Genomic DNA, 12,528 nt, shown 5'->3' on the forward strand with positions numbered 1-12,528 from the left:
TGCTCCCGTTACCCCTGTGGCTCCTGTTTCACCTGTCGCACCCGTTGCACCCGTTGCCCCGGTTGCTCCCGTCGCGCCTGTGGCTCCTGTCACTCCTGTTGCCCCGGTTGCTCCTGTTGCCCCGGTGGCTCCCGTTTCGCCCGTTGCTCCTGTTGCTCCTGTTGCTCCTGTTGCCCCGGTTGCCCCTGTCGCTCCTGTTACTCCCGTCGCTCCGGTTGCTCCTGTCTCCCCAGTTGCTCCCGTCGCACCAGTTACTCCCGTTACTCCTGTTGCCCCCGTTGCACCAGTCTCCCCGGATGCTCCCGTCGCTCCTGTTGCCCCTGTCTCTCCCGTTGTTCCTGTCTCCCCAGTTGCTCCTGTTACTCCTGTCGCACCAGTCTCCCCAGTTGCTCCTGTTGCCCCAGTCGCACCTGTCGCGCCAGTGACTCCCATCAATCCAAACCCCGTTGCTCCCGTCGCTCCTGTTACTCCTGTCGCGCCCGTCGCACCCGTTTCTCCAGTATCCCCACCACCGCTGCCCGTTGGTCCCGTCACACCAGTTGCTCCCGTTGCCCCTGTTGTACCAACGCCCGTGGCTCCTGTTGGTCCTGTAACCCCTGCTGCACCCGTTGACCCTATCTCCCCGGTTGCTCCAGTCACACCGATTGCGCCCTGAATCCCTTGCGGTCCTTGCGCTCCTACCGGTCCTTGAATCCCTTGCGGTCCTTGCGGTCCGGCCGGCCCCGGAATTCCTTGAGGTCCCGCAGGTCCGGCAGGACCCGTAGCGCCTGTTGGACCCGGCTTGCAATGACAACGCATGGCATGCGTGATCATCACTTGAATCGACGTAATAATCGTAAACAACTTGCCTGTATATTTAGGATCCAAACATCCTTGTTTTACAATGGACAACAATACGTTCATCAGCTGCTGAAGCGAAATGGCTACGCTCATGGGTACAAAAGGAGTCACTTTTGCGGCCACGATAGCAAGCTCCAGCCTCGCGATCAAGCGGGCTTTATTCGCGTTTTTTATTTTGGAACCTTCCGTTATATTCAACAGCCGGATCAAAATATTTTGCAATAATGCCACGATCTGCTCGGGTGGATGTTCTTGCAAGGCAACCGGAATAATCGCTCGAAGCTCTTGAAGAAGCACGAGTACCGTTTCTGTCTCTTCTCCGAATCCTTTCATGATGATCCTGCCAGATCTCGAGGTTCCCGAACCGCCTTTATTTGATTTGCGGCGTTTCAACTTACTCCCCCCTTTATTTACCCGATTGCATGAAACTCGCCGATAACATTACTTCCTATTACCTACATATTTACGTGGAAAAGCGTTTTATCATAACTACCTAATCGCAAATCCCTATTGCCACGCCAAAATAGCAAACGATATAATTGGAGGCATATTCCATTTATTTAGGAGGACAAGAGATAATGATTCCGCAGCGAGTTAGCTTATTAACGATCGGAGCTTACGATTTGCCTTCGCTCCGCGCTTTCTATCAACGTTTAGGGTGGGAAGAACCCGCTACGAGTTCGGACAATTATGCTTCGTTTCTAACGGCAGGCGTCATATTGTCTCTCTTTCCAATCGAGGAATTAGCGAAGGACGCGGGCATCACCTTTAACCAGGACAGAAATTCCTACCGGCCCGTAACTTTTGCCATTAACGTTGACGAGCCTTCTCAAGTTGACAAGATAATGGAACAAATCCGGGAGATTGGCGGAACGGTTCTGCGGGAACCTAGCGATGCTTTCTGGGGAGGCCGAACGGCGTATTTCGCCGACCCGGAGAATAACCTGTGGGAAGTCGCGTGGAATCCTACGGCCGTATTTGATGAACGCGGCGGCATGATTTCTTATTAATTGAAGGGGCTGCACAATGGAACTGACGATTCGAAATATTTACCCATCCGAGTTTGATTTATTTATTGAGGTATTAATCGAAGGGGCAAGGTGGATTGCCAAACATTCCACGCCAATGTGGAGTGAATCCGATCTGACCGTTCAACGATTGATGGACGGGCTAACCATAGACAATTTTTATGCTGCCTTTGAGGATGGGAAAGTTGCTGCGGTAATGATCTTGCAAGAAGAGGACAGCTTCTTCTGGCCGGAGGATCGATTTGGCGATGCTTTGTATATTCACAAGTTGTGCATTAGACGGCAATATGCGAAGACTGGCTTAGTTGGCAGCATGCTTGCATTTGCCGAAAAACGCGCGTCCTCCCTGAACAAAAGCTACCTCAAGCTGGACTGCGCATCGGATCGCCCGCCTCTAAGACAGCTATACGAGCTACATGGCTTTCAGCTTGTCGGCGAAGCTTATACCGTGTACCCTACAGCTTTCTACCAGTTGAAAACAAAGAGCTATGCTTAAGGCCTAACAGCCTCAGCATAGCTCTTCTTCTTACTCTTGCCTATTTGTGGAAACATTCAGCATTACGGATGTGCTTGCCGTTTCCACGCCGTTAACCATCAGCACAATACGGTGTTCACCCGCATAATGGCGCCTTGTCGATAAATCCGCGAAGCGGTGGACTTTGCTTCCCGATAGGGATGAACCTCCGGGTACGGTTTTATCTGAGAGCAGGAACAACTTGCGGGACGTCTTGCCGCTGGATTTCACAAAATCTATCCCGTATTCAATCCGCAGATGCAATGGCTCACCCTCTTGTACCTGAATGGAATATTCCAGTCTGCTGCTATCCCCAATCTCCAGCGCGGAAGGCCGGACCTCAAGATCTGCCGAAGTCACAATCGGGTCGGATTCCTCGGACATCGCATAACCGAATAGTGCAAGTGCCGCGGGATGCGCCTTGCGCACAAGATTTCTGCAAGCATGCCGGATGATCCAATCTGTATGAGGATGATGTCCCTGCCAGCGGCCGGCGATCTCAAGCACAAGATCCGGATGATCTTTGGCGATATCGTTCAAGTTGTTTGCCACGCTCTTGCGCACATATAGCGACGGGTCTGCCTTAAGCAGCTCCAACACCGGCAATAACGGCGACGGATCTTTCTTGAAGACCGGAAGGGCCTGTCCCCATGGCAGACGCGGTCTACAGCCTTCGCTTGCTAACCGGCGCACGTGTTCATTGGAATGATTCGCCCATGCAAGCATTTGGCGCATCATTCGCTCCGGATCCCGGATGAGGAATACGCGGACGGCGAATTCAGCGGAAGACTTCGGCGTGAACCGCTCCAGAGCTTGCATGGACAACTCCCAATGCTCCTCCGCTCCTCCGTACACCTCTACAAAATCCGGGAAAAATAAATAAGGGAACCCGGCACAATCCTCGCAAATCGCATATAAGACAGCTAGAGCATCCTTGTATTGGGATGGCAGACGCTCTCCCAGTACCGTTGCAATTTGTCTAATCCTCCCTTTCAGCTGCATGTTTTCCCAATCTTCATTCATTACGCCAGCTACAAAAGCTTCACGTTCAAAAGAAGGATAAGCGAACTTCACCTTATCCGCGAACTGACGCAGGAAGGCTTCATCATACATATTTTTTAACGGCTCAGCCAATGGAGTACCTCTCTTCGATAATCTCTTTGTCGTTGTCATAATGCAATTATAGAACATTTGTTCCGGTAATGAAATACTGAAATTAAAAAAGAACCAGTGCCTGTCCTTGAACAGACGACTGGTCCCCCTATTTGTTAGAAGAGTATTAGAATTCGCTTATTCCAAGATTAAACTGCCATTGGATGCCGAATTTATCCGTGATTTGACCGTACAATTTGCTCCAGAAAGTCTCCTGCAGCTCCATAACGATCGTGCCGCCTACTTTCAGACGGTCAAACGCCGCACGGATTTTGTCTTCTTCTTCCTCGACATAAGCCAGAGTAATGTTGTTGCCAACCGTAAACGGCATGCCAGGGAATACGTCGGAGAACATCACGTTGCTGCCGCCAATATTCAAGCGAGTGTGCATGATCATGTTTTTCGCTTCTTCAGGCAATGGATATTCCGGGTTGGGAGGGACTTCGCCAAATGTCATAAGCTTTGGCTTGTCTAGTCCAAATACTTCAGCGTAAAACTCCGCCGCTTCACGGCAATTCCCATTAAAGTTCAAATAAGCATCAACTGACATCTAGATCTCTCCTTGTACAATTTATAAGGATGGCTATCCCCAAATACTGTACCATTATTAGCCTTAACAATCAAAAAAATGCTAGTTTGTTCGAAACTTCGACAGCACTTCCTGCAAATGCTGCGCCATATGGCTTAAATCTTCGGCGGAAGCCGAGATGTCCTTCATCGAAGCAAGCTGCTTGTGCGCGCCTTGCGAGATATTTTGGGAATGGCTATGGGTAGACTGGGTCATCGTCACAATCTCGGTCATGGAAGCCGTAACTTCTTCCGTGCCCGCCGACATTTGCTCGGAAGCAGCGGATACTTCTTGAATTTGACTCGAGATTTCTTGGAACGTTGCCGACATGCGGCCAAATACTTCACCAGCTTCATTGATCAGATCGGAGCCGATTTCGACATCGCTCACCCCTTGATTCATCGCATGCACCGCGCGTTTCGTTGTTTCTTGGACTTCCCGAATCAAGGCCGTAATTTCAGCTGCCGAATCTGCCGATTGCTCGGAGAGCTTCTTCACTTCATTGGCGACAACCGCAAACCCTCTGCCCTGGTCGCCTGCACGCGCCGCTTCGATAGAAGCGTTAAGCGATAACAGCTGCGTCTGATTCGTAATCTCCTGGATGGCAGATACGATATTCCCGATCTGATCCGATTTAAGTTCCAGTTCCCTGACTTCTTCTGCGGATTTCAGCGCGGAAACGTGAATGAGCTTCATTTGTTCAACCGCATGCGTGACTGCCACTTGTCCAAGCTGCACTTCATCCATCGAGGTTTGCGAAGCTTCCGCAACTACCGATGAGGATTCCGCAATCCGCTGCACGCCCGTTGCCATTTCTTCCATCGCCGTCGAGGTCTGCTCTGCGGAGATCATTTGATTCTCGCCCGCCGCTGCCACGTTCTCAATCGCATCTCCAATGCGGCTGGAAATATCTACGGAATCAACGGATGCGGCAGTCAATTCCTCGGAAGAGGCGGCCAGCTGTTCGGCGGCAAAGCTTACTTTGCCAATGGTTTCGGAGAACGAATCGATCATATGGTTCATGTCGTCCGCCAGCTGTCCAAGCTCGTTTTTCGACTTTACTTCAAGCCTCGCGCGGAGGTCGCCGCTCGCGAGCACCTTAATGACATTCGAAATATAGACGATCGGCTTTGCCATTTGGGTGGCAGAAATATAAGTAGCGGCTAGCGCAAGGAGCATGACAACAAGGGCAACTCCAAGCGTCTTCCATAGCAGGTCCGTCACCGGCTGCATAGCTTCATCCTCAGACATGGACAGCTGAATGACGTAACCGTTTTTTGTCGTTTCCGCATACCCTATTTTCTTCACGCCGTCAAAGGTGAACGAGTAGCCTGAAGGAGTCCCCTTCCGGGCTAGTTCGAAAGCTTTGATCGTTGCCGGCATGTTCAGGTCGTAGACGGTTTTTTTCATCGCCAATTCGGGATTCTGATGGCTAACGATAAGTCCCGTGCTGTCAACCATGGTGGCGGTGCCTGTTTTGCCGATTTTGGTATCCCGAACAATGGCGGCTGCGGCGTTGATATCGTAACCGAATATGTAGAAGCCGAATGCTTGCCCGTCTTGCACCAATGGAGCTGCGATGACGATGGTTACTTTGGTTGGATCCACTTTATTAACGAGGGGATCGCTTATGGTTAATTGGCCTTCGGACAACGATTTGAAATAGGGACGTTCCGAAACGTCAATCTGATCACCGGTCTCCGCTACATGGAAGTTCTTGCCGGTCATATCGAGGGAATACCCCGGGGACATCAGCTCCGGATTTTCTTTGATGAAATGCTGGATTAATTCTTCATGCTTCTGAGCGTCTTGCCCATAGTATTGGCCAATGCCTGCCAAAGCGTTTATTTTAGACACTTTGGACTGCAGCTCTTCGTTCATTTGTGCCGTAATGACATCGGCTTGCAAGGCAAGATCCTTCTTAATTTGGCTTTTGAACAGGGAAGAATTTGCGTAAAATAACGACACCGACATAGACGCTATTATCGCGATCGAAATAATAAATGTTGTCAGCAATACGCGATGCGCAATTTTCCGCGTTTGAAAAACGTTGGCTAGTATGAATTTTCTCTTCATCTCTCTATGCATCCTCTCTGTTGTGTTGGCACAATTCTGTATGTCAGTTATGCCAGCACGACATATGCTACACTAGAAATTTGAGTTTTCGATTTCATTTTCGTTAGATAAATGTTAGATTTTGCACCTTGCTGGAAGTCTAGCCCAAGTTTCTTTTCCCAGCCCGATAGTGTAAGATGATAAGAACGAAATACATGATATTAATGGCAGGAGTTGTGGAGTTTGTCGCAAAACGAAATCATTTTAACCCCTGAAGGTCTTAAGAAGCTTGAGGAGGAACTGGAGGAACTGAAGACGGTCAAGCGCTCCGAGCTTGCGCAACGTCTGAAGGTAGCCATCAGCTACGGAGACCTGAAGGAGAACAGCGAATACCATTCGGCCAAAGACGATCAAGCCTTTATGGAGACTCGTATTGCCCAGTTGGAGAAAATGCTGAAGACGGCCCGCGTATCGAATTCGGCGGATACAACTAAAGTCGGAGTTGGTTCGATTGTCGTGCTGAACGATATCGAAATGGGAGAAAAAATCGAATACCGCCTTGTGGGTCCGGCGGAAGCTGACGTATTTAATAATAAGATTTCCTATGAGAGCCCTATGGGTAAAGCAATGCTTGGCAAATCCGTTGGTGCTATGATCAACGTCGACGCTCCGATTGGCGTCATTAAATATGAGCTTCTCGAGATCAAAGTAAATTCATAAAGAATAGGATGCAGCATATGATGCTGCATCCTTTTTCATTCTTCGAACAAATGGATGAAATTACGGGCGCTTTTTGATAAGTACCTGTCCTTGAGCCATATGATGCCGACATCCGATTGAAAATCCGCATCCGAAATGGCGAGCATTTTGATGGATGGAAGCGGGAATGAGGCCATAACCGATTTCGGGAATACCGTTGCTCCGATGCCTGCCGCAACAAGCGCCACGATTATGGCTACGCTCGAGCATTCGCAGATTACCTTCGGCTCAAAACCATGCGCCCTGGCTTCAATCATAACGCGGTGATGCATCCCGATCGTTTTGTCCGTCTTGAGCGTAAGGAAAGGCATATCCGCAAGCTCGCTCATGAGCATCGTGTTTTTACCCGGATCGCTTACCCAATTAGCCGGAAGAACGGCGACATACGGATCCGAAGGAAGCGGCAATACGGAATAGGGCTGCGTACGAAGGGTCGATTCGAATGGAAGTCTGGCGACAATCAGCTCAATATCCCGCTTCTCCAGCAGGTTGCCGAGAATAAAATGATCGCCTTCCCATATTTTGAACGTTACATTCGGATAATAACTACGGAATTGCTCGATGGGCCGCGGAAGCAACGAAATGCAGGATACGACTGATCCGATTGCAAGCGTTCCGTGCAAGCCGGCATCAAGCTCCTTCACTTCGTGAATGGTCTCGTTGAACTCCTGCAAGAGCTTCTCCGCCTTGCCTTGAAGCAGTTCGCCGGCATGCGTCAGACTAAGTCCTTTCCCGCTTCGGTCAAACAAGGTAACGCCTAGTTCGTCCTCAATCAGCTTCAATTGCCGGCTTAGCGGAGGTTGTTCCATATTAAGCGCCTTTGCCGCCCGGGTAATTTGTCCTTCTTTGGCTATCGCCAAAAAGTACCTCAACTGTCGTATGTCCATTGCCAGCCCCCCATATACCTTTTCGGTATGTGTTCGCGATAAAACAGATACTTTAAATATATCGGCTGACATGTTACGATTCAACTATAACTAGCAACAAGGAGAGATTAAAGACGATGAACAAGGCCATTTCGATAGAACTTTCGACTAACAAAAAGCAAAAACCAAAAGCATCCGAGCTTGGATTCGGCAAATATTACACCGACCACATGTTCATTCTGGATTACGATGTTGCCAAAGGCGGCTGGTATAATCCGCGCATCGTGCCTTATCAGCCGATTTCGCTTGATCCTGCGGCAAAAGTATTCCATTATGGCCAAACGATCTTCGAAGGACTTAAAGCCTACTTGACCAGCGACGGCAAGATCCGCTTGTTCCGTCCGGAGCAGAACATGGCACGTCTTAATCGCTCCAACGCGCGTCTTAGCATCCCTGCCGTTGACGAAGAACTGGCACTTGAAGCTCTGAAGCAGCTTATTCTGACCGACAGCGACTGGATTCCATCCGATGCGGAAACTTCCCTGTATGTGCGTCCTTTCGTAATCGCTACGGAAGCTCAGCTTGGGGTTAACGCTTCGACGCAATACATGTTCATGATCATCATGTCTCCTGTTGGCTCTTATTACGCGGAAGGCATCCATCCGGTAAAAATCCACGTAGAATCCAAATACGTTCGCGCGGTACGCGGCGGCGTAGGCAACGCCAAAACAGCCGGCAACTATGCGGCAAGCTTGAAAGCGCAAGAAGAAGCTTATGCGCAAGGCGCTTCCCAAGTACTGTGGCTGGATGGCGTAGAGCGCAAATACATCGAGGAAGTTGGCAGCATGAACGTCTTCTTCAATATCGACGGTACGGTTGTAACACCTGCCCTGAACGGCAGTATTCTTGACGGGATTACACGCGATTCCATCATCCGTCTGCTGAAGCATATGAACGTGCCTGTTGAGGAAAGACAACTGTCCGTTGAAGAAGTTGTCACGGCGCATCAAGAAGGCCGTCTTGTTGAAGCGTTTGGTACAGGTACTGCAGCCGTTATTTCTCCAATCGGGGAATTGTCTTTCGAAGGTACGCGTTACGTTATTAACGGAGGAAATACCGGAGAGCTGTCGCAGAAGCTGTACGACACGCTGACCGGTATCCAAAGAGGTACTGTAGAAGATCCATTCGGCTGGTCCGTAGTCGTGGAGCCATCCGAGCATCTGATTAATCGTTAATCTCCGTAAGTCTTGGTGGACATCTCATCCAGACTTTTAAATTCATAGCCTTGCTTGCGGGCTTCGTCAATAATTGAGCTGAGCGCTGCGGCATTATCTTTGGACACGGTATGAAGCAAGATGACCGCTCCGGGATGAAGCTGTGCGACGACTTGATTATAAGCGAAGCCCGCTCCTTTTTGCTGATTCACGTCCCAATCCTTGTATGCGACAGACCAGAATACGTTTATGTATCCCGACTGTTTGCTGACAGAGAGGACATTATCGCTGAAAATCCCTCTAGGGGGCCGCAAATACGTCATCGCTTGTTGACCGGTTAACGTTTGGACGCTCTCCCTTACTTTCTCCAGCTCCGTGCGGATCTGTTCCGACGAGATTTGCGTCATATCCGGATGAGTCCAGGAGTGGTTGCCCACCAGATGTCCCTCATTAACCATTCGTTTTACCAGTTCCGGCTGGTCCTTCACATAATGCCCCGTCACAAAAAAGATCGCGGGCACCTGCTTTTCCTTCAGCACATCCAATACTTGGGGCGTATACCCGTTCTCGTAACCGTTATCGAAGGTCAGATACAGCTCCTTCTTGGTCGTATCCCCCAGAAAGATCGCACCGTGCTTCACCACTATATCTTTGAAACCTTCTTCATTGATGGACGGCAGCTGCCCTCCTACGCTTTTTTTGAATCCAAAATGAAACGGCCCTTGTTGGGCGCTAACCGGTTGCTGAGCAACCGCTACAGACAAAACGATTGCAATCCACAATAGATGGATCCATTTTTTCATTTCTCCCTTTCGCTCCTCCATGTGTAGTCCATTTATTTTCCCCTGTTCGTCATTTTCCATCCTGTATTTTGATTTGACAAAAATAGTTGATAGGCATATAGTTGTTAAGACAACTAATATGGAGCGTGAATGGAAATGCATCAAAAAGGATTGGATCACTCGATCGGCTTCCTGCTTGGCGCGACTTACCGGAAGCTGACTAATTTTTTTGCTGCCCGCATTAAGGAATTTGGTTTAACTCCGGAACAATGGGCGGTTCTGTTCCGCGTTCGGGAAGAAGACGGACTGATTCAGAAGGAGATTGCCGATCGGGCCGGCAAGGATAAAGCGACAACGACGCGAATTCTGGACATGCTGGAAGCCAAAGGTTTCATCACCAAACGCGCCAGCGAACATGACCGCCGATCCTTCCAGGTATTCATCACCGAGCAAGGCCGGGAGGCCGCCGATGCCATTGAACCGATTGAATACAGTACGATTACGGAGATCGCGCAAGTATTATCCGCCGAAGAGTACGAGCAGATGACAACTCTGCTGAAGAGATTAAACGAGCATACGGCCCGCTTATTAGAGCAAGAAAAGGAGTAATGATGCATCATGAACATACAGACGGACAAATTATGGAGCCGGTCATTTGTAACGCTGACAGTCAGCTATTTGCTGCTGTTTCTAAGTTTGCAGATGCTATTGTCTCCATTCCCTACTTACGCAAAGGAACAATTCCATCCCAATAATTTCGCGTTAAGCCTCGTGACCAGCTTGTTCGCTCTTGCCGCGATTGTTACTCGGTTCGCCACTGCGGCTTTGCTCCGCAAGGTGCACCGTAATGTCATCCTATTCGCGGGACTTGTATTAGCGGCCATTGCTACCGTCCTCTACCCTTACGCAGGTTCGATGACTTCCCTTCTCGTCCTGCGAGCGTTATTCGGGATCGGCTTCGGGATGACCAGTACCATTATTCCAACCCTGGTATCGCAGATTATTCCGAAGAAAAGAACCGGCGAAGGGATTGGCTATTTCGGCTTGTCCACCAGTATTGCGATGTCGCTTGGACCGATGATTGGCCTCTCCGTTATCAAACAATACGGTTTTACCACGCTAGCCATGATCGGTACGGTTGCCCTTGTGCTTATCGTTCCGCTCCTTATCGTAACGCGCAGCATTCCGAAGCAGCCGGACAAATCAGCTCCACCCGCTTCCCATTCTTCTGCTTCAACCGAACATAAGAATGGCTCTTCTACCGCGCGCATGATGGTGCCCGCTGTCCTTAACGTATTGATGTCGGTCACTTACGGCGGTATTCTTGGCTTCATTGCCTTATACGGCGCACAAAAACATATTGACCAGATTGGCTTATTCTTCTTGTTTATCGTCTTTACCGTCTTTATTATTCGGCCGATCTCCGGCAAGCTGTTCGACCGCCGCGGCCCTATGCCGATCGTTATACCAGGCGGACTTGTCGTTATTGCAAGCTTAATTACGTTATCTTACGCCCATTCGCTCCCTTTGATTATCGTATCGGCGCTATTGTACGGATTCGGATTTGGCGCTATCCAGCCAACCACTCAAGCTTGGATGCTTCGTGAAGCCGCACCTCATCAAGTAAGCTTTGCCAACAGCTTGTACTACAACACGATTGACTTCGGCGTAGCGATCGGGTCGATGCTGCTAGGCGTTGTCGCTTCCGCAACAAGCTATTCCGTCATGTACCGGTGGGCCGCTGTCGCGATGGTTCTCTTCATACTCGTCTATTTAGCCAGCTTGTTGCTCGAGCGAAGAGGCAAAGCGTCAACTTCAGCTTCGGCTCGAGAAAAGGCTGCCGTGAGTTCCCGATAAAAAACAACCCGGATGCTTGATTGCATCCGGGTTGTTTTTTTACATCTTTACTTCATGCAAATTAAAGATAAACACAGCTGCCACGATCAGCAAAGACATGATCAGAAAAGTCAACCCGAGCATTGTTTGCCCGGTTGCGTACAAAGATGCCGACGCCAGGAAGAATACGACCATCTTAAGTGCCGTTCGTACAGGGAAAGAGAAGACGGGAAGCGATGCCTTCGGGGAAAGAAATAACCCCCATACTATGGCAACAACTACCGGCGAAGCGATAGCCAATATTATTTTAAACGCTGCTCCTGCCTTAATGTGGTAAGCTCCGTAACCGAATGCAGCCATGGCGCCTAACTCAAGCAGAAAAAATATAAGAAGGATTATTGCTTTCATTTCCCTCAGCCTCTCCTATCAACTCAACATCTCTTTATCGTCCAGCCCGATATCTTGCTTCAGTAACGCTCTAAAACCATTGCCTTTCGGCTCCATAGACCAAAGTGTTTTTTCATGCATCGTGACTGCTTGACACCCCGTTGCGCTTACCAATGCTTTGGCAACCAGCTTGGAATCGACCATAAAATCCAATTCATATTGAACGCCATTATCCATAGGACAACTGATGGCCCCCTGCGGGAATGAAGGAAGATATACAATCTTATGGTACAACTTCTCAACCGCCTCTTTATCGTCTAACTTTTTTTCAAAATGTTCATTAGATTGGTGCAACGGGTCTACGCGTTTTACTACAAGTTTGTCAGGTTGTATTTGATTAGATTTTGTTAGAATTATCGATTCCGTACAAGAAGTCATAACGATTACTGTGCAAAATGAGAGGATCACTTTCATGAACGGGCTCAAGCGCCATCTTCCTTTCAACATGTGTTACTAATTTGACGGAA

Annotated in this window: 14 protein-coding genes; 6 read left to right on the forward strand and 8 right to left on the reverse strand. The window is 49.3% G+C overall.

The annotated features are described in order from the left end of the window. The coding region (locus QQK89_RS26805; RefSeq protein ID WP_349816752.1) for a collagen-like repeat preface domain-containing protein at positions 1–1,233 on the reverse strand (1,233 nt) is incomplete at its 3' end. Positions 1,234–1,418: 185 nt separating this feature from the next. Here QQK89_RS26805 and QQK89_RS26810 point away from each other — a divergent pair. Both QQK89_RS26810 and QQK89_RS26815 read left to right on the forward strand, forming a co-directional pair. Beyond that, positions 1,419–1,850 (forward strand): VOC family protein, encoded by a 432-nt coding sequence (locus QQK89_RS26810; protein WP_284241844.1) that lies wholly within the window; start codon positions 1,419–1,421, stop codon positions 1,848–1,850. Between the two features lie 16 nt (positions 1,851–1,866). Then, positions 1,867–2,364: a GNAT family N-acetyltransferase gene (locus QQK89_RS26815; protein WP_284241845.1), complete on the forward strand. Its 498-nt coding sequence runs from the start codon at positions 1,867–1,869 to the stop codon at positions 2,362–2,364. Between the two features lie 30 nt (positions 2,365–2,394). Here QQK89_RS26815 and QQK89_RS26820 read toward each other — a convergent pair whose 3' ends face one another. The 3 genes from QQK89_RS26820 to QQK89_RS26830 form a co-directional block, all read right to left on the reverse strand. Beyond that, a complete protein-coding gene (locus QQK89_RS26820) occupies positions 2,395–3,516 on the reverse strand; it encodes a DNA alkylation repair protein (protein ID WP_284241846.1) in 1,122 nt (373 codons plus the stop codon). Positions 3,517–3,661: 145 nt separating this feature from the next. Further along, the gene (locus tag QQK89_RS26825) at positions 3,662–4,084 is read right to left on the reverse strand and encodes a VOC family protein (protein WP_284241847.1); all 423 of its coding nucleotides are present in this window, start codon (positions 4,082–4,084) and stop codon (positions 3,662–3,664) included. Between the two features lie 81 nt (positions 4,085–4,165). Beyond that, entirely contained in the window at positions 4,166–6,178 is a 2,013-nt protein-coding gene (locus QQK89_RS26830) for a methyl-accepting chemotaxis protein (protein WP_284241848.1), read from the reverse strand. 222 nt (positions 6,179–6,400) lie between these two features. Here QQK89_RS26830 and greA point away from each other — a divergent pair, with 222 nt between their 5' ends. After that, positions 6,401–6,877: a transcription elongation factor GreA gene (gene greA, locus QQK89_RS26835; RefSeq protein WP_284241849.1), complete on the forward strand. Its 477-nt coding sequence runs from the start codon at positions 6,401–6,403 to the stop codon at positions 6,875–6,877. A 35-nt stretch (positions 6,878–6,912) separates the two neighbouring features. On the opposite strand, the gene QQK89_RS26840 is transcribed toward greA, so the two are convergent. Continuing rightward, positions 6,913–7,803 carry a LysR family transcriptional regulator gene (locus QQK89_RS26840; RefSeq protein ID WP_284241850.1) on the reverse strand — a complete coding sequence of 297 codons (891 nt, stop codon included), beginning with the start codon at positions 7,801–7,803 and terminating at the stop codon, positions 6,913–6,915. Between the two features lie 116 nt (positions 7,804–7,919). Here QQK89_RS26840 and QQK89_RS26845 point away from each other — a divergent pair, with 116 nt between their 5' ends. Then, a complete protein-coding gene (locus QQK89_RS26845; RefSeq protein ID WP_284241851.1) occupies positions 7,920–9,017 on the forward strand; it encodes a branched-chain amino acid aminotransferase in 1,098 nt (365 codons plus the stop codon). Here QQK89_RS26845 and pdaA read toward each other — a convergent pair. Continuing rightward, positions 9,014–9,799: a delta-lactam-biosynthetic de-N-acetylase gene (gene pdaA, locus QQK89_RS26850; RefSeq protein ID WP_284241852.1), complete on the reverse strand. Its 786-nt coding sequence runs from the start codon at positions 9,797–9,799 to the stop codon at positions 9,014–9,016. The genes QQK89_RS26845 and pdaA overlap by 4 nt on opposite strands. A 135-nt stretch (positions 9,800–9,934) precedes the next feature. Between pdaA and QQK89_RS26855 the strand changes: the two genes are divergently transcribed. After that, on the forward strand, positions 9,935–10,387 hold the full coding sequence (locus QQK89_RS26855; protein ID WP_284241853.1) for a MarR family winged helix-turn-helix transcriptional regulator: 453 nt from the start codon (positions 9,935–9,937) through the stop codon (positions 10,385–10,387). 9 nt (positions 10,388–10,396) lie between these two features. Continuing rightward, the gene (locus tag QQK89_RS26860; RefSeq protein ID WP_284241854.1) at positions 10,397–11,635 is read left to right on the forward strand and encodes an MFS transporter; all 1,239 of its coding nucleotides are present in this window, start codon (positions 10,397–10,399) and stop codon (positions 11,633–11,635) included. Between the two features lie 39 nt (positions 11,636–11,674). Here QQK89_RS26860 and QQK89_RS26865 read toward each other — a convergent pair whose 3' ends face one another. Together QQK89_RS26865 and QQK89_RS26870 are read right to left on the reverse strand one after the other, a co-directional pair. Beyond that, the gene (locus tag QQK89_RS26865; protein WP_284241855.1) at positions 11,675–12,022 is read right to left on the reverse strand and encodes a YrdB family protein; all 348 of its coding nucleotides are present in this window, start codon (positions 12,020–12,022) and stop codon (positions 11,675–11,677) included. An 18-nt stretch (positions 12,023–12,040) separates the two neighbouring features. Beyond that, a complete protein-coding gene (locus QQK89_RS26870) occupies positions 12,041–12,487 on the reverse strand; it encodes a hypothetical protein (RefSeq protein ID WP_284241856.1) in 447 nt (148 codons plus the stop codon). Positions 12,488–12,528 lie beyond the last annotated feature (41 nt).

Origin of the sequence: Paenibacillus glycanilyticus, assembly GCF_030161375.1 — a bacterium.
In the GTDB taxonomy this organism is placed as follows: Bacteria; Bacillota; Bacilli; order Paenibacillales; family Paenibacillaceae; genus Pristimantibacillus; species Pristimantibacillus glycanilyticus_B.

Excerpts from the sequence above, each read along its gene's own strand:
- QQK89_RS26810 (WP_284241844.1), top strand. The coding sequence starts at position 1,419 with ATGATTCCGCAGCGAGTTAGCTTATTAACGATCGGAGCTTACGATTTG.
- QQK89_RS26815 (WP_284241845.1), top strand. The coding sequence starts at position 1,867 with ATGGAACTGACGATTCGAAATATTTACCCATCCGAGTTTGATTTATTT.
- QQK89_RS26825 (WP_284241847.1), bottom strand. The coding sequence starts at position 4,084 with ATGTCAGTTGATGCTTATTTGAACTTTAATGGGAATTGCCGTGAAGCG.
- QQK89_RS26830 (WP_284241848.1), bottom strand. The coding sequence starts at position 6,178 with ATGAAGAGAAAATTCATACTAGCCAACGTTTTTCAAACGCGGAAAATT.
- QQK89_RS26840 (WP_284241850.1), bottom strand. The coding sequence starts at position 7,803 with ATGGACATACGACAGTTGAGGTACTTTTTGGCGATAGCCAAAGAAGGA.
- QQK89_RS26845 (WP_284241851.1), top strand. The coding sequence starts at position 7,920 with ATGAACAAGGCCATTTCGATAGAACTTTCGACTAACAAAAAGCAAAAA.
- pdaA (WP_284241852.1), bottom strand. The coding sequence starts at position 9,799 with ATGAAAAAATGGATCCATCTATTGTGGATTGCAATCGTTTTGTCTGTA.
- QQK89_RS26855 (WP_284241853.1), top strand. The coding sequence starts at position 9,935 with ATGCATCAAAAAGGATTGGATCACTCGATCGGCTTCCTGCTTGGCGCG.
- QQK89_RS26860 (WP_284241854.1), top strand. The coding sequence starts at position 10,397 with ATGAACATACAGACGGACAAATTATGGAGCCGGTCATTTGTAACGCTG.
- QQK89_RS26865 (WP_284241855.1), bottom strand. The coding sequence starts at position 12,022 with ATGAAAGCAATAATCCTTCTTATATTTTTTCTGCTTGAGTTAGGCGCC.